Source organism: Paenibacillus urinalis (assembly GCF_028747985.1).
GTDB classification, from domain to species: Bacteria; Bacillota; Bacilli; order Paenibacillales; family Paenibacillaceae; genus Paenibacillus; species Paenibacillus urinalis.
Genome location: NZ_CP118108.1, coordinates 2,421,522 through 2,438,012, shown reverse-complemented (window position 1 = coordinate 2,438,012; position 16,491 = coordinate 2,421,522). Strand labels below are relative to the sequence as shown.

Annotated in this window: 14 protein-coding genes; 1 reads left to right on the top strand and 13 read right to left on the bottom strand. The window is 45.2% G+C overall.

Annotated features, from left to right (window positions below):
* Positions 1-34 precede the first annotated feature (34 nt).
* The 7 genes from PUW25_RS11275 to speB (PUW25_RS11245) are packed head-to-tail and all read right to left on the bottom strand — an operon-like array spanning position 35 to position 7,955.
* A complete protein-coding gene (locus PUW25_RS11275; protein ID WP_274338292.1) occupies positions 35-1,381 on the bottom strand; it encodes an MFS transporter in 1,347 nt (448 codons plus the stop codon).
* Complete coding sequence (opp4C, locus tag PUW25_RS11270; RefSeq protein WP_274337042.1) at positions 1,350-2,282, bottom strand: oligopeptide ABC transporter permease; 933 nt, start codon at positions 2,280-2,282, stop codon at positions 1,350-1,352. The genes PUW25_RS11275 and opp4C overlap by 32 nt, the downstream gene beginning before the upstream one ends.
* 17 nt (positions 2,283-2,299) lie before the next feature.
* A complete protein-coding gene (locus PUW25_RS11265; protein ID WP_274337041.1) occupies positions 2,300-3,250 on the bottom strand; it encodes an ABC transporter permease in 951 nt (316 codons plus the stop codon).
* On the bottom strand, positions 3,243-4,307 hold the full coding sequence (locus PUW25_RS11260) for an ABC transporter ATP-binding protein (protein WP_047914242.1): 1,065 nt from the start codon (positions 4,305-4,307) through the stop codon (positions 3,243-3,245). The genes PUW25_RS11265 and PUW25_RS11260 overlap by 8 nt, the downstream gene beginning before the upstream one ends.
* A 5-nt stretch (positions 4,308-4,312) precedes the next feature.
* On the bottom strand, positions 4,313-5,302 hold the full coding sequence (locus PUW25_RS11255; RefSeq protein ID WP_205053211.1) for an ABC transporter ATP-binding protein: 990 nt from the start codon (positions 5,300-5,302) through the stop codon (positions 4,313-4,315).
* Between the two features lie 27 nt (positions 5,303-5,329).
* On the bottom strand, positions 5,330-6,970 hold the full coding sequence (locus PUW25_RS11250; protein ID WP_205053212.1) for an ABC transporter substrate-binding protein: 1,641 nt from the start codon (positions 6,968-6,970) through the stop codon (positions 5,330-5,332).
* Entirely contained in the window at positions 6,954-7,955 is a 1,002-nt protein-coding gene (gene speB / locus PUW25_RS11245; protein WP_205053213.1) for an agmatinase, read from the bottom strand. Before speB (PUW25_RS11245) ends, PUW25_RS11250 begins: the two co-directional genes overlap by 17 nt.
* Before the next feature lie 346 nt (positions 7,956-8,301).
* On the opposite strand from speB (PUW25_RS11245), the gene PUW25_RS11240 reads away from it, so the two are divergent.
* Positions 8,302-8,850 (top strand): ANTAR domain-containing response regulator, encoded by a 549-nt coding sequence (locus PUW25_RS11240; protein WP_205053214.1) that lies wholly within the window; start codon positions 8,302-8,304, stop codon positions 8,848-8,850.
* A gap of 82 nt (positions 8,851-8,932) precedes the next feature.
* On the opposite strand, the gene speB (PUW25_RS11235) is transcribed toward PUW25_RS11240, so the two are convergent.
* The 6 genes from speB (PUW25_RS11235) to PUW25_RS11210 form a co-directional block, all read right to left on the bottom strand.
* Positions 8,933-9,904 carry an agmatinase gene (speB, locus tag PUW25_RS11235; protein ID WP_205053215.1) on the bottom strand — a complete coding sequence of 324 codons (972 nt, stop codon included), beginning with the start codon at positions 9,902-9,904 and terminating at the stop codon, positions 8,933-8,935.
* A gap of 213 nt (positions 9,905-10,117) precedes the next feature.
* Entirely contained in the window at positions 10,118-10,318 is a 201-nt protein-coding gene (locus tag PUW25_RS11230) for a kanamycin nucleotidyltransferase C-terminal domain-containing protein (RefSeq protein ID WP_047914248.1), read from the bottom strand.
* Positions 10,319-10,466: 148 nt separating this feature from the next.
* Positions 10,467-12,080 carry a catalase gene (locus PUW25_RS11225; protein WP_047914249.1) on the bottom strand — a complete coding sequence of 538 codons (1,614 nt, stop codon included), beginning with the start codon at positions 12,078-12,080 and terminating at the stop codon, positions 10,467-10,469.
* A 212-nt stretch (positions 12,081-12,292) separates the two neighbouring features.
* Positions 12,293-13,048 carry an SDR family NAD(P)-dependent oxidoreductase gene (locus PUW25_RS11220; protein WP_047914250.1) on the bottom strand — a complete coding sequence of 252 codons (756 nt, stop codon included), beginning with the start codon at positions 13,046-13,048 and terminating at the stop codon, positions 12,293-12,295.
* A gap of 108 nt (positions 13,049-13,156) precedes the next feature.
* Positions 13,157-14,236, bottom strand: a complete 1,080-nt coding sequence (locus PUW25_RS11215) for a Gfo/Idh/MocA family protein (RefSeq protein WP_047914251.1) — start codon at positions 14,234-14,236, stop codon at positions 13,157-13,159.
* Between the two features lie 140 nt (positions 14,237-14,376).
* Positions 14,377-16,329 carry an amidase family protein gene (locus PUW25_RS11210; protein ID WP_047914252.1) on the bottom strand — a complete coding sequence of 651 codons (1,953 nt, stop codon included), beginning with the start codon at positions 16,327-16,329 and terminating at the stop codon, positions 14,377-14,379.
* Between the last annotated feature and the right edge of the window lie 162 nt (positions 16,330-16,491).

Sequence of the window (16,491 nt, the reverse complement as noted above, 5' to 3'; positions counted from 1 at the left end):
TTTCGTCTATTCATAGATAAAAACAACAGCAAGCTTATTTCCCCAGAGTCTCAGCTCTTAACGATATGGTATGCACAGGCTCTTCACTCTTATTTAAATTGGAATGAATATAGAACATCAGCAGTGCAGCAAAAGAAGACATCGTGCCAAGAAAAATAACCGGAACAATTCCCCAGAGATCATATACATTACCAAACATTAACGGACCAATCATTCTTCCCACATTGGCAAATCCCCCGGACAATCCCATATAGAAAGGTGCATAAGAGCCTGTTCGTTCAGAGAAAAATGTAGGAATTGCAGGCAGCAGCATCATCTCACCGATCGTCGCCAGCATCATGCCAAGGACGAGATAAATGTACTGATCATGGAAGAACAGGATGAAGGAAAACGCCATAACTGAAAATATTGCACTTACAAACATCTGCCTAACAATCGTGTGTGCAAAACGGCTTTTCATCCAGGTAGTAAAAGGTTGTCCGAACAAGATTACAAAACCATTGATTGTCCACAGCAGACTGTAGAACTTAAGATCCATCCCCTTCTCGTCTATGTAAGGAGCTATTCCCGTTGACCAGAGAGAGAAAGAAATCCAGAAGAACATCGCACCAAGTGAAATAAACAAGTATATGCTCATGTTTTTAAATAAGCCTTTTCGATCCAAATGTTCCTCTTCCTTAAGCGGGTTACTTTCTTCTATTATATTAGGCTCCTTACGAGTATCCTGAATGGACTGAGGCTGTGAATATGAAGAGGTGCCTGCTCGTATACGCATAAAAAAAAGCAGAAATATAGCAAATAAGAGTGTTGTTGTTCCTGTAAACGTATAGGTCAATGTAAACGAAATAGAAGCAATCAAACCACCAACCATCGCTCCAATGGACAAACCAAAGTTGTTGCACACATACATGAGGTTATACAGTGTTCTTCGATGCTCTTTCCAACGAAACCCGACATAGGCATTCAATGATGGAAGGGCTATTCCGTTAACAAAGCCAAGCAAGCATACGCATAAAATATACGCCGGCCAGCTGTCAGTGAAGGCTATACCATACAGCGCGGCAGCAGACAGAATAAACGAGCCGGTAATCAGGAGCTTCGGGCCAAGCCGGTAATACAAATTCCCCCCTACGATTTCACCGATTACACTGCACAGCGCCTGATATAACACAATCAGCCCGGCTTCACCATAAGATTTTCCCATTACGTTGTGAACATATAGTGTAGTTAATGGCCACATAATCGCTTTGCCCGTGGAATTGACGAAGCTGGCAGCTATAAACAGCAGTGCATCTCTTGGATACTTTTTCAGTAAATCAAGCTTGGTATTCTTCATATTACCTCTACTTTCATGCACCCGTCCTGCGCGGGTCCATCGCATCACGAATTCCATCACCTATAAAATTAATGGATAGTACAGATAGTATAATAACGAGCCCCGGCGGAATCCATAACCAAGGCTGAGTGGTCAGTGCAGTAATAGACTGTGCCGCATTCAGCATATTCCCCCAGCTTGCAGCCGGCGGCTGAACTCCCATTCCCAAGAAGCTTAGAGAGGATTCTGATAGAATCGCAGCAGCTGCACCAAATGTAGCATTTACAAGAATAGGTCCCATCGCATTAGGTAAAATATGTCCGAAGATGAGTCGAGGTGAACTGAAACCAAGCGCGATCCCGGCTCTCACAAATTCAGTTTGCCGAAGTGAGAGAACACTGCCTCTCACCAGTCTTGCAACTGCAGGCCATCCAAGCAAGGCAAGTACGATAATAATATTCGAGAGCCCTGTACCGAGTACGGTTACGAGTACAAGAATGACCATCATGCTGGGAAATGACATAAACACATCAATGATTCGATTAATCAGCATGTCCACCCATCCCCCGACATAACCAGCAATGGCTCCAACCACTGTACCTATGAGTACATACAGAATTACGGTGATAACACCTACCGCAAGCGATACCCGGGTAGCATAAATTAACCTGCTGAGCACATCTCTGCCTACCTGATCCGTTCCAAGCCAGTGAGCCCCAGAAGGGGATGCGGAGAATGCTCCTATAATCGCATTTGGATCGTATGGCGCGATTAATGGAGCGAATATACCAACGAGAATCAAAAATCCCATCATTATAAGGCCGGCTACAGCAAGCTTGTGACTCATAAATCGCTGTCTTATCATTATCCAGTAGCTATCCGCTTCATAGGAGGGCACTTGGGACGCGGCTGCTGCTGATGTCCTATCTTCTGAAGCTGCAATAGGCTGCACATTCAGTGAAGGCATACTTCGCACTCCTTTCATTAACTGTATTTGATACGTGGATCAACAACCGCATACATCACATCAGACCATAGGTTTGCGGCTAACACAGACAAGGCGGCCAGCATATTTACACCCATGAGCAGAGGAAAATCTCTTGAGAATATGGCTTGAATGGTGAGCTGCCCCATTCCGTTCCACTGAAAGATCGTTTCCGTAATCACTGCCCCGCCGATGAGTATGGGAATATCTAGACCTGCAATCGTGATAAGAGGGATCAGTGCATTTTTGAGCGCATGTTTATTAATAACGATAAATTCCTTCATACCCTTAGCTCGTGCTGTCCTGAGATATTCCTGTCCGAGTACTTCAATGACACTTGAACGCACATAACGGATCATGCCCCCGGATATGGAAGTCCCTAGAGTAATTGTAGGCAGAATGAGGTGAGTCAGGGTATCCCAGAATCCTCCGCTCCCTCCCATTGAGTTCATACCTCCGGTGGGAAGTATACCCAGCAGAACACCGAAGATATAAATAAGACCTAATCCTAGAAAAAAATTGGGAATGGATACACCAAGAAGAGAGCCCGTTGACATCAAGTAATCAAATTTGGAGCCGGATTTGACAGCACAATATATCCCAATCGGTATAGCAATTAAATAACCAAACAATATAGAAGCTCCAACTAGCAGTAGAGTCGGGCCAATGCGTTCTGCTATCATGGACGTAACAGGCTGGAACGAGCTGAAGGAATGCCCAAGATCACCCTGTAACAAATTCGCAAGCCATTTAAAATAACGAATCATAAAAGGATCATTGAGCCCTAGCGCTTCCCTCCGGATCTGCTTGTCCTCCTCCGTTACATCAGGGTTCACATACATATCTACCGGATCACCAGGGGCTAGATTAATCAGTACAAAATTCAGAAAGGTAACACCAAGAAGCACCGGAAGGGCGATAAGTAATCTACGGATAATGTAATTAAACATAGAGCGCCCCCTCTTCTCTAGTCCTCACTATTTGGTTATTTATAAGTGGATAATGACAGGCATACAGATGGTTCTGGTCAGTTCCATGATTCGTCAGTTCAGGCTCTTCTTCCTTACATTTATGATTTGCCATCGGGCAGCGGGTATGAAAACGACAGCCTGTCGGTGGTGCTGCCGGACTTGGAACATCCCCTTGCAAGAGGATTCGCTCTTTATTCCGAAGATATGGATTAGGGACAGGATAAGCATCCAACAACGCTTTGGTATAAGGATGCTTCGGATGCTGGAATAAAGCGCTGGCAGAAGCAAACTCGACGATTTTCCCTAAATACATAACTGCAATTCGGTCACTCATATATTTAACCGAGCCTAGTCCATGTCCAATGAACAGGTATGTAAGATTAAACTCTTGTTGTAGATCCTTCAGCAGGTTCAATATTTGAGCTTGGATCGACACATCCAGTGCCGAGACCGGTTCATCACATACGATTAGTTTTGGCTTCAAGGCCACAGCTCGAGCAATACCAATTCTCTGTCGCTGTCCTCCCGAGAATTCGTGAGGATATTTACCAAGACTTGATAGAGGCAGTCCAACAATCTCCATAAGCCAAGCAGCCTGCTGTAATGCCTCTCCATCCGTCATTCCCCGTAGTACTTTAAGCGGCTCTGTCATTAAGTCCACGATTCGTTTTCTTGGATTCAAGGATGAATATGGATCTTGAAAGATCATTTGCAAGTCGCGCCTTATCCCTCGCATTTGTCCAATTGGCAGCGGAGCAAGATCCTTTCCCTCAAATAGAACCTTACCTGTCGTAACCTCCTCCAGTTTCACAATGCTTCTCCCAAGCGTTGATTTTCCACAGCCCGACTCCCCTACAAGTCCGACAGTTTCACCAGGAAACACCGTTAAGCTCACTCCATCCACGGCTTTAACGTGACCGATGGTTTTGGAGAACACTCCTTTTTTGATGGAGTAATATTTATGAACTGCCTCTAATTGAAGCAAAGGCGGTACAGCTTGAATATTATCCTCTATTACCTTCTGTATTGCAGACATCGAATTCACCCCTCAATCTTGGAGACATGGTCTGATAGAATTGGATACCAGCATCTTACTTTGTGAGCTGCTTTAATCTCTGTAAGCGGAGGCAGCGAATGACATCGTTCCCCGGCTCTTGTGCAACGCTTCATGAATCTGCAGCCCGAGGGCATCTCTTGCAGGGAAGGAACCGACCCTTGAATCGACTGAAGTCTAGTGTCATTGATCTCAATATGAGGGATCGATTCCATCAAGCCGTGGGTATAGGGATGCGCAGGGTGATCAAACAGCTCAAATACTTCCGCTTCCTCAACTACCTGACCGGCATACATTACGAGAATTCGATCCGCCATCTCTGCAACAACGCCCAGGTCATGAGTAATCAGCATGATTGAAGTGCCGTATTCAGAGCGAATATCTTTAATCAACTGAAGGATTTGGGCTTGAATCGTCACATCCAGGGCTGTCGTAGGTTCATCCGCAATCAGGAGCTTGGGCTTACAGGCAAGAGCCATGGCAATCATAACCCGCTGTTTCATTCCACCTGATAATGTATGGGGATATTGGCCAAGAATCTGCTCCGCTCTCGAAAAACCGACTTGCTTAAGGACGGATATTGCGTGCTCTTTGGCTTGTCTAGCGTTCAAATCCAGATGCAGCCGGATAACCTCAATTAATTGATTCCCGATAGTGAATACCGGATTGAGCGAGGACATCGGATCTTGGAATATCATAGAAATCTCTTTGCCCCGAAGTTTAGTGAGCTCAGCATCAGGAAGCTCCACCAGTTCCTTATCCTGAAACTGAATAGATCCTTCGGAAATATAACCACTCCGCCCAAGCAAGCGCAGAATAGATAAAGATGTCACACTTTTCCCGCAGCCAGATTCACCGACGATACACAAGGTCTCTCCTTCTTGGAGAGAGAAGCTGACGTCATCAACAGACGTCACTTCTCCTGTTTCTGTACGAAAATTAGTTCTCAGCTCTCGAACCGTCAGCAAATCGTTCATGGTGTACCCCCTTCGTCATTTTAGATCTCATCTGCGTTCCCATGTGTTAACGTCATAGTGCATACCATCGACGACACCCCCCTTACCGTCAATGTCCTCTCCTATTGCCATGAGGTTAAACTCGGAATATACCGTGATGAGTGGAACATCCTCCTGAATAAGATTCTGAAGCTTGTCATAGATCTCACCCCGTTTCTCTGGATCCGTCTCTGCCATACCCGCATCAAACAACGCATCTACTTCCGGATTGTTATAGCGCATATCGTTCAAAGCCGCAGTCGATCGGTAGACCGTCGCCGGCCCGTCAGGATCGATGATGCTTCCGAAGCTGCTGAGCGCAAGATCGAAATCTCCTGATACCAGCTTAGATACCGTCGTTGGAAAATCGAAATTGACCTGATTCACCTTCAAACCTATTGCTTGAAAATTTTGTTGAATTATATTCCCTGCCATTTCACGTGTTCTATCTCCAGTTGGAACAATAAGCTCAATAGGAGCATTCATATCAAAACCTGCTTCAGCTAACATTTGTTTAGCTAGTTCTGGATCATAGGAATATTTAAGGATATTCTCGTCGTGATACGGATGGCTGTTTGAATAAGGACCATCCTGCAATTCTCCTGTCCCAGGCATCAGCTGATCTACAATCATTTGACGATCGATGGCGTAAGCAAGAGCTTGACGAACTTTTTTATCAGGAAACCGTTCGGTATTAATTTCAATAGAATTGTATCTTCGGGTTTGTTCTTCAAGTGTCTGTAGTCCTTCAATTGACTTAACTGTGCTCCACTCCGTAGCCGGAATATTCCCAACGCCTTGAGCAGCATTCATGTCGAGCTCACCTGACTCTAATTGCGCAACCATATTAGCAGCGGGCATGATTTTAATGAACACTTTCTCTATCTTCGGTACTCCCCGGTAATAATTCGGGTTGGCAGCCAGCTCAACATACGATTTACTCTCATATTTAACAAAAGAATAAGGTCCAGATGTTACATTGGGACTACGCCAGAACGGATTCTGGTTCAGTTCCGCGGGATTCACTTCAGACAATATGTGTTTAGGTACAATGAGCACATCTGAGAAACGTTCATATACGAGATTTGGGTCAACCGGGGTTTTGGTACGCAGCTCCAGATGCTTGTCATCAATGACTTTAATGGACTCCAGCTTGTCCTTTCCTTCCGGGAGCATTCCTTTCTCATTTAAACCGTCCAATGAAAAAATAGCACTGCGCTGCGTTGTGATGGTGTTCGGATTGGCGATCAGATTGATCGTAAATTCAACATCTTCAGCTGTGATGGGTGTACCATCTGTCCAGTTCGCATCTGGATGGAGGGCAATTTTGAATGTTTGATTGTCCTCTGTTTCAAATGACTCTGCCAGCTGAAGCTCAAATTGAAGCGGTCCTGTCGTCTTGATCAAGCTGTCAAAGAAATAACGATACGTAAACACAGCACCGCTCGACCCACTTCCGTCAGAATCGATCGGATTAAACATAAGGGGTGGATTAGTAATTCCAATCGTCAACTGATTTGCTTGAGAAGCACTACCTCCAGATGCCGCTCCTACTGCGGTCCCAGCGCCTTCCCCCTGTGAGCCGCAGCCTGTGATAAGCAGCATACCGATTAGAGGGAGTAAAGCCGTTTTTTTAAACCATTTTCTCATAAGACATATCTCCTTCCGCTCGTGTCACACGTTCCGACTTATCTCTGCGCTTTACTGCAAGCAAGCTGATGAATTCAAATACAATATTAGCTGCATTAAGTGCCGTCACCTGACTTGGATCACGGTCAGGCAGTACTTCTACCAGATCAAAGCCAATAAAATCAATACCTGCCAAGCCTCTCAGCATCTTCTGTGCTTCATAGGTTGTAAAGCCGCCGACCTCTGGTGTTCCCGTTCCAGGCGCATAGACGGGATCAAGAAAATCAATATCAAAGGTAAGAAACACCGGGCGATCTCCGACACATTCTTTCACCTTGCGGCAAAGTTCAGGAATAGTTAAATCTCTGACATCATCTGTCGTCAACACTTCAAAGCCCATCGCTCTAGCTTCTTCCAGACCATCTGCCCTGTATGTCGTTCCTCTCATTCCCATCTGGATGGAATGATAAGGATCAATGAGACCTTCATCTACCGCATAACTGAAAACAGCTCCATGCGACCACATTCTTTCCGGATGCTTGGATCGTCCAGTGTCGGAATGGGAATCAAAATGCACCAGACATACAGGACCATGCTTCTTGGCTGCTGCTCTTAAGTGGGGCAGTGATATAGAATGATCTCCTCCCAGCAATATTGGCACCACACCTGCTCCAAATACTGGCGTCAGCTGATCTTCAATTGCTTGATAGGATTGTTCGATATAACCTGGATGAACGATGAGATCTCCATAATCCACCCCTGATAAATATTCAGAAATATCAATCTGATGTACGGGAGAGATGGGCCTGATCCGCTGAGACATGCTGCGAATCGCTGACGGACCAAACCTAGCTCCAATTCCATAACTGACACCTGTGTCAAACGGAACCCCGATTACGGCAAAATCCACGTCCTCATCCAGATTTTGTTCATAAGGCAAATGCATAAACGTATGGATTCCTGAATACAACGGTTTCCCCATTTCAATCTGTGGACGATATTTCATTCTCAGCTCACTCCATTCTATTTTCTAAGAAAAAAACAAAAAGAGGCCGCTTATGATTAAGCGGCCTCTTTGCCATAGACAAACATCCCACACCAGAGGATGCCTGCTTGTATGCAGTTGTGTAATGCAATTATAGAAACAGGAGCGGCATGTGTCAATATATTTAACACAATCTCTTGAAATTTAATATTTTTTGTACTTTTGTGTCAGATTACTTCACTTAATCGATTGACTTTTAAATAGATGTATTATATAAATTATCATTAATCAGAAACATTCACCTTTGTACATACACAAAACACGAAAGCTGTTGTCTCAATTCCTACTTCGAGGTGATGGGTAAATTATGAAACCAAGATTATTGCATGTTCATGATATCCCGACGACCAAATGTCAAGTTGATGTCAAGTTCAAAGAATTAGGTTATCGTGTTGAGTCTGTTGAAGCTGAATGTATGGAAAATCTTACAGAGAGCAGGTTTGAAATGATCATCCTCGATTTGCCTGCTTGTCGACTGAAGAAATGGCTTCATTTGGCAAACTCCTTATTCTCTTTTCCTATTCTGTGGTGGTGCGATGAACGAAAACCTGCCACTGCCGCTCCACACGAGAAGCTCGACGGTGTACTTTGCTCAGGCATGAATGATAATGAGCTTCAATGGTCATTGCTCATAGGAGTAAAGAACTATCAGATGAGGGTCCATTTGGAACGTGAGTATCGTTTCTTATCCAGCAAGCTTGATGAAATTAAGCGTGTTGAAAGCGCGAAGCTGTCACTTAGTAAGCAGAAAAATATAAGTGAGAACAAAGCCTATGAACTCATGCGTACACAGGCAATGAATGAACGCAGAAAAATTATCGAGGTCGCTGATTCCGTGTTAAGACAGCCTATATGATCTGACTCCTGGCAGGCCGGACAACGTTAAAACATCCGCTGAGCAATTAGCTTCAGCGGATGTTTCTTTATACAACGTGAAGTCAAACAGTCACAGATTCTGCAGCCAATAGCTTCCGACTCCGGCGATGCATAGCCAGAAGTGTAATAAACTCCGATACAATCGCAGCTGCATTCAGAGCCGTTACCCTTGTTGGATCGCGGTCAGGCAGCACCTCTACAAGATCACATCCTATGATATTTATTCCAGCAAGTCCTCTCAACATCTGAATCGCTTCATAGGTCGTAAATCCCCCGACTTCAGGCGTTCCCGTTCCTGGTGCAAACACAGGATCCAGAAAATCGATGTCAAAGGTCAGGAAGACCGGTGTGTCTTTTACTCTATCCTTGACTCTTTGACATAGCTGCTCTGTCCCCATTCTCTTCACATCATCGGTAGTTAGCAGATCAAAACCAAGGGCACGAGTTTCTTCATAATGCGTTAAGCTCGAATGTCCCCGCATTCCCATTTGAATGGATGTCTCCGTATTGATCCAGCCTTCTTTAGCTCCATGATAAAACATATTACCATGAGAAAACCTGCGTATTTCATCCATAGGCTCCCAGGCATCCGAATGAGAATCAAAATGAACGAGGCTGATCGGACCATATTGGGCTGCAGCAGCCTTCACATGAGGATAGGATATGGAGTGGTCTCCCCCTAAAATAATTGGAACGATGCCTTTATCATAAATTGGAGCAAGCTGCTCTTGAACGGTCTCATACGTCTGTTCAATATAACCAGGATAGATAGAAAGGTCACCATAATCGATTCCAGACAAATACTCGCTGCTATCAATCCCTTGGGCTGGATTCGTTGTCCTGATTCGCTGTGACATTTCCCGTATCGCTGACGGACCAAATCTTGTGCCTACTGCGTACCCGGCTCCCGTATCAAACGGATTGCCGATGATGGCATAATCGACCTGATCCAATGACTTGATATGCGGAAGATGCATAAAGGTACGAATTCCTCCAAAAGCCGGTTTGCCTTTCTCTGTTAAAGGTCGATACATGCACAACACTCCTCTGAATGATTTAAAAATGCATAAAGTAAACAGAAAGAGCCGCTCCCTTATCTTCTTAGATAAGCAAGCGGCTCTATTGCCGATCAAGTAGTCACCCGTCTTGGATAGACTGCCTGAGATATGCATTTGTTGTGTATGTAATATAGCAAACAATCGAAAAACGGTCAAGATGCCAACTAAATTATGCATCTAAAGAACCATTTACACAGGCAGCTCCTTACTGACATAGTCAATCCCCAGCTCCGAATACCACTCATTTAACCCCGTCCATAAGCCTTCACATAGTTGATAAATCTCTTCCTTATTGCGCAAATCTCCTTCTATCACTTTCGTTACCAGCGCTTGATAACCAGAAGGACGCCCCATCATATCATATCGTACAAAAAAATCCCTCAACAGCATGAATAAGGTTCATGATCATTAGGATCATTTCTACTCATGTTAACTATTGAGGGATATTTTCTATCAGACACAACAAACCCTTTGCGTCTATGTACTTCTCAGTCTCCACGAGAGATCTTCTCAGCAGACTGGCTTACGCAAGTATTCCTTAATACGGATCCTGCTCATGTCCTTTTTGAATCGCTTCATCTACTGCCCCAGGCGCATCATCAGCACCCAGCGGGTGTGTCTGTGCAACACTGTTATTGTCGCCCATCATTTTGCTCTTCTCTGCAATACCTTCTCTCAAGCGGCGGCCATAGTCCTCATCGGCCTGCTCTGCTAGAGCAATCATTTTATCTTGAATATCCTTCGGGCAGATGGCAAGATCGTTCACCATATTGTTAATCAGTTCATCCTTTTCCCATTGTTCAAAATCACGGTAGGTTTGACCTGCCTGCTTCGTATTGTCATTACGGTCTATCGACTCACGCACGAGATTGCCTTCAATATAAGGTGTGTACTCTTTACCTGTCTGCTCGGCTTCCGTAAGTCCGCCCATACTGGAAGGCTCGTAGTTCACATGCAGGTTCTGCCCTGGTGCCTTATCGTTATAATAACGAAGCTGACCACCCTCCTGGTTGGTTGCGACACGCTTCTTCGCGGCATTGATTGGCAGCTGCAAATAGTTCGCACCTACACGATAGCGCTGTGTATCTGAATAGGAGAAGGTACGACCCTGCAGCATTTTGTCATCCGAGAAATCAAGTCCATCAACCAGTACCCCTGTACCAAAAGCGGACTGCTCTACTTCATTGAAATAGTTCTCAGGAGACTTGTTCAGCACCATGCGTCCAACCTTCTTCCATGGGAACTGATCATTCGGCCACAGCTTCGTGTCATCCAGCGGATCAAAATCGAGCTCTTCATTCGGACCATCCTCCATGATCTGCACAAACAGCTCCCATTCCGGGTAATCACCACTCTCGATAGCCTCATACAAGTCCTGTGTCGCATGGTTGAAGTTCTTCCCTTGAATTTCCTCTGCTTCCTTCACAGTGAGGTTCTTAATGCCTTGCTTCGGCTCCCAATGATATTTGACAAGCACTGCTTTTCCTTCTTGATTGACCCATTTGTACGTGTTTACGCCCGAGCCCTGCATCATTCGGTAGTTCGCTGGAATACCCCATGGAGAATAGACAAATGTGACCATATGAAAGGATTCCGGCGAATTGGCACAGAAATCGAAGAACCTTCTCGCATCCTGAATATTGGTCACTGGATCTGGACGGAACGCATGAATCATATCAGGGAATTTCATCGCATCCCGGATAAAGAAGATTTTGAGATTGTTCCCAACAAGGTCCCAGTTGCCGTCTTCCGTATAAAATTTAACTGCAAATCCGCGCGGGTCACGCACCGTTTCCGGAGAGTGCAGGCCGTGTACAACGGTAGAGAAACGCACGAAGACCGGTGTTTGCTTGCCTTTTTCCTGGAACAGCTTGGCACGAGTGTACTTAGATATCGGCTCATCGCCGCATGTTCCATAAGCTTCAAAGTAACCGTGAGCTCCTGCTCCTCTGGCATGTACAATTCGTTCAGGCACCTTTTCCCGGTCAAAGTGACTGATCTTCTCGATAAAATCGTAGTTCTCCAAGGTAGCAGGTCCCCGGTTGCTGACTGTTCTAATATTCTGATTGTTCGTAATCGGATGGCCTTGTCGATTCGTTAAAGTTTGATCATCTTCTATGTTCGTTTTTGGATCATTATGATTCGTATCCAATACATGTACCTACTTTCCTATAATATGGGTGAGTCTAGCCTACCCCTTGTATATTTTCCACAACTGGAATTTTTATTCTTATAATATTGTGTATAAATAAATGCAAAGTGTAGACTGGCGCAAACTTGGATCCAAAAAAACCCCTTCTCGGCTGGATTGCCAAAAAGAGGTTTAGATCTAAATCCGTATATATCTTAATGCAGGCTGAACGGTTACATCGCACCCATACCGCCGTCGACGCGATATTGCACACCTGTAATAAAGGAGCTCTCATCAGAAGCGAGAAATAGTACAAGATTGGCGATATCACTGGACTCAGCATAACGTCCCAGCGGGATAGCTTTGGCCAATGTCTCCTGATCCGTCTGCATGCCCGTTTCGAGGGAGCGCATCATACGTGTATTCACAGGTGAAGGGTGAATGGAGTTTACCCGGACATTTTTGCTGGCTACCTCAAGTGCGGCTGCTTTGGTCAGTCCCACAACCGCATGCTTCGAGGTAATATAAGGTGTTACTCCAATGCTCCCGCTTAATCCGGCGACGGACGAAGTGTTGATAACACTTCCATAGCCTTGATTTACAAGCACTTTGAGCACATGCTTCAATCCAAGGAACACACCTCTGACATTCACAGCAATAACTTTATCGAAGTCCTGAGCCTCTTGTTCCATGATTGGCGCAACCTTACCTTCGATTCCGGCATTATTGAAGAAAACATCAATTTTGCCAAATTGATCAACGGTTGCTTTTACATACTTCTCTACATCTGCTTCATTCGATACATCTGCTTGTATAGCAACAATTTCTCCATGAGATGACAATTCCGACTTCACCTTATCAAGCGCATCCTGCATGAGGTCCACAATAACCACCTTGGCGCCTTCCTTCAGAAACAGCTCTGCTGTCACTTTACCAATTCCGCCGGCTCCTCCTGTAATAATCGCCACTTTGTCTGTTAGTCTAGCCATTTCGCTCGTCTCCTGTCATTTGTATTCTGGGTTATAATAACTCGACCTAAGTAATTTACCCAATTGACAGAAAAATACGAAATTTTCGCAGAAATAACAGACTATCACCTACCTGCTTGACCACGGCATAATTTCAGTGACGACCTCTTGGCCCTCCTTGATTGATCTCTTCATCATCATAGATAAATAATGATCCTGCGCTGCCTTAGCAAAATTATAGAATGAAGGCCCCAGATCTAACGCATACAGGCCCATCTTATACATGCTTGTCGCTACAGCAATCTCATCGTCCGACAGTCTTCCCATTTCGAATCGATTCTCATAAATCATCTCCGATTCAAATTGGATTCCCCGGTGCGCGTATCCTTCCAGATTCCCTCCGTGTCCCGTATCTATTCTTCTTAAGCGGGATGTGACGGGCGTTCTGAAATCCTTCAGATAAGAAACCTCGTCATTGACAATTTCTCCACGCTCCCCGCGAACCAAGATCCGATTCCCCCGAATCCAAGAGAAGTACTGAACATTGGAAAAATCAAAAACCGCAGTCTTCTCTCCAAATTGAAATACTGCCAATTCTTGAATGGACTGAACGATCTCTTCGTTTTCAGGCAAGCCCTGTCTACCCGGTCCTTTCACAATGGGACTTGTGAATTGATGTCCTGTAATACTCGCCTTCTCATACCCGACCCCCAGCAATTCTCTGATCAGGCTTATTCCATGATATCCATGTGCAGCTGATACTTGAACATGAGAGACCTCACCCAGAATACCGGACCGGGCAAGACGGATTCTGGCCGCGTGCATCGGCTGATACAAGTACTGCTCTGCAACTTCTACCTTAGCATTTGCGGGCAGCTCCTGATGCAGCTTCAATAGTCCGTCCATATCTGGAGCTGGAGGCGTCTCGGCGAGTACAGGTATCTCCTGCTTGCTCAGTTCGGCTATGTAATTCGGATTGGCATCCCAAGGTATAGAAATAATCGCATACGAATAATCCCGGTTCTCCAGGAATTGATCCAATGTTGTAACGGTCTTTATTCCCCATTTCTTTTGAAACAGTTCGGCCTTAGCCTCATTTCGGACCAATACTCTGCTTACTTTAAATAGATCCGGCAGCATTGCAGCAACTCGCATAAAAAATTCAGCTCTCCATCCAGCCCCAATTACAGCAAATACGATTTTATCCATCTCTCATCCTCAACCTTCCATTTCATATCATCCTATTTATAACACATCGCCCCAGGGACTGACTCAATTTCTGGATTGGACACGCAAAAAAAAACAGCGGACTCATAAATCCGCCGCTGTTCGATAATGTTGACCCATCTTTATGGAGTTAAGGCAGGAGCCGTGCGATGCTGGGTGTGCTGTTCATAGGAGTAGGCAAGCTTAATCAATGTCGGTTCACTGAAAGGTCTTCCGATGAAATCCAACCCAACCGGCATGTTGTCAGCAGCTCTGAAGCCAGCCGGAACCGTTATTGTCGGGTAACCTGTGAAGGAGCTGAGCTTAAAGCCATCGCCGATGGTTTGCTCATCCCCGATCTCTGAAATCGGGTTTGCGGAAGTAGGAAAAATAAGGGCATCCAGATTATAATCCGCCATCATCTTAAGTACAGCATTCTGCGCTAACTTGGTACGATGAAGAACAATATCTTTGTAAGACTCATCCTCAAGCGATTCCCGATTGTTGCGCTCCATGAGCTGTGTCTTCACCGATTCATCATATAAGCCCGATTCGATGATCGACGTAAGATCCTTATACGCGCGTTCTTCTCCCAGCGATTCGAGATAATCATTAAACTGGAATTTGAATTCCCATGCACTGAGACTGGCATAGCTGTTAATCTGTTTGAAGTTAGGAATCTCAACATCATCAATGAATATAGCACCTTGGTCTTTCATGTCCTGTATCGCCTCATCCATCACCTTATTGATATCTGGATCTGAGCCAAACACTTCTCGGACAATACCAATTCTCGCTCCGTTTAATCCCGCTGGGTCCAAATAATGCAAATATGATTCCGGAATGCGGTCTACACTTGCTGCTGTAGTCACGTCATCAGGATCATAACCTACCGTTAAGTCAAGGATCGCAGCCGCGTCAGCAACGGTTCTAGCAATCGGCCCTCCTGTATCCTGTGTCAATGCTAACGGCATGATTCCGTCTCGACTTGATAAACCAATGGTAGGACGAATACCGACCAGATTATTAAATGAAGACGGCACTCGAATAGAACCGCCGGTATCGCTGCCCATCCCTACTGCAGCAAAGCTCGCCGCGATCGACGCTCCTGTCCCGCCACTTGAGCCTCCCGGCACTTTGGATACATTATACGGATTCAGCGTTTGACCAGACACAGAGCTTACTGTGGTATAACCAAATGCAAATTCGTGCAAATTGGACTTCGCTAGTATGATTGCCCCGGCTTCTTTTAACTTCTCCACTTGATAAGCATCATCTAATGGAACACTTTCTTTTAATGCTAACGAGCCTCCTGTAGTCGGCATGTCCGCTGTATCGAAATTATCTTTTAAAATGACAGGTATTCCATGAAGCGCACCTCTTGCTCCACTCTGCCCACGCTCGGCATCCAGCTCTTCAGCCAGCTCGTCCGCCTGCTCATTAAGGGAAATAATAGAGTTAAGCTTCGGACCCTCTACATCGTATTTTTCGATGCGTTCCAGATACATATCCACCAGCTCTGCGGAGGTAACTCTTCCTGAAGTCATTGCCTTCTGCAAATCCGAGATCGATGCCTCAACGACACTCACCGGCTGTAAATATTGATAGACCCTGAGGGCAACAACTGCTGCATCCCCCTTGGTAAGGGGCTTGCCATAACCGTATGTATATTCAGCATTCCCCTTCATCACACCGGCCGTCGTAATTACACCAATTGAGCTTGCATAAGGACTGCTGATCGGAATATCCTGATATATCATTTCTTCAACGTAAGGCACATCAATCATTTCATCCAACAAGCGGGCTGCCACTTCTCTGTTAATCTTAGCCGATTGTGAAACTTCTGTAATGAGGCGCTCCGAACCGGCTTCCTTCGCCGCCAGATTAATGAGCTCTGCAAACTGTTCCGTACTGATGGTCTTGTGTCGTTCATTTTCCACAGTCCACTCACTCGGGGCCCAATCGAGTTCCATAAATTCAGACCATTCCGTGCTGACAGGTGCCGCAGCCGCCATCTCGCCAGGAAAGCCGGCCACAGGAAGCAGCAGTCCTCCAGCCAAGAGCACACTCATCATTTGCATTTTGCTATTCCTCATACTTCATTCCCTCGCCCTCATTCTATTTATGTTACTTAAACTAACATATAATAGAATGATAGACTTGTAAATAAGAGGATTTGAGCAAGATTTTAACATGTAATAGGTAGAATAGATTAATTAATGTGAAATTTCAGATACACCTGTAAAGTTTTCTAACAT

Bases quoted from the DNA above. Each gene is read 5' to 3' on its own strand.
- PUW25_RS11275 (WP_274338292.1), bottom strand. From the start codon at position 1,381: ATGCGATGGACCCGCGCAGGACGGGTGCATGAAAGTAGAGGTAATATG.
- opp4C (WP_274337042.1), bottom strand. From the start codon at position 2,282: ATGCCTTCACTGAATGTGCAGCCTATTGCAGCTTCAGAAGATAGGACA.
- PUW25_RS11265 (WP_274337041.1), bottom strand. From the start codon at position 3,250: ATGTTTAATTACATTATCCGTAGATTACTTATCGCCCTTCCGGTGCTT.
- PUW25_RS11260 (WP_047914242.1), bottom strand. From the start codon at position 4,307: ATGTCTGCAATACAGAAGGTAATAGAGGATAATATTCAAGCTGTACCG.
- PUW25_RS11255 (WP_205053211.1), bottom strand. From the start codon at position 5,302: ATGAACGATTTGCTGACGGTTCGAGAGCTGAGAACTAATTTTCGTACA.
- PUW25_RS11250 (WP_205053212.1), bottom strand. From the start codon at position 6,970: ATGAGAAAATGGTTTAAAAAAACGGCTTTACTCCCTCTAATCGGTATG.
- speB (WP_205053213.1), bottom strand. From the start codon at position 7,955: ATGAAATATCGTCCACAGATTGAAATGGGGAAACCGTTGTATTCAGGA.
- PUW25_RS11240 (WP_205053214.1), top strand. From the start codon at position 8,302: ATGAAACCAAGATTATTGCATGTTCATGATATCCCGACGACCAAATGT.
- speB (WP_205053215.1), bottom strand. From the start codon at position 9,904: ATGTATCGACCTTTAACAGAGAAAGGCAAACCGGCTTTTGGAGGAATT.
- PUW25_RS11230 (WP_047914248.1), bottom strand. From the start codon at position 10,318: ATGCTGTTGAGGGATTTTTTTGTACGATATGATATGATGGGGCGTCCT.
- PUW25_RS11220 (WP_047914250.1), bottom strand. From the start codon at position 13,048: ATGGCTAGACTAACAGACAAAGTGGCGATTATTACAGGAGGAGCCGGC.
- PUW25_RS11215 (WP_047914251.1), bottom strand. From the start codon at position 14,236: ATGGATAAAATCGTATTTGCTGTAATTGGGGCTGGATGGAGAGCTGAA.
- PUW25_RS11210 (WP_047914252.1), bottom strand. From the start codon at position 16,329: ATGAGGAATAGCAAAATGCAAATGATGAGTGTGCTCTTGGCTGGAGGA.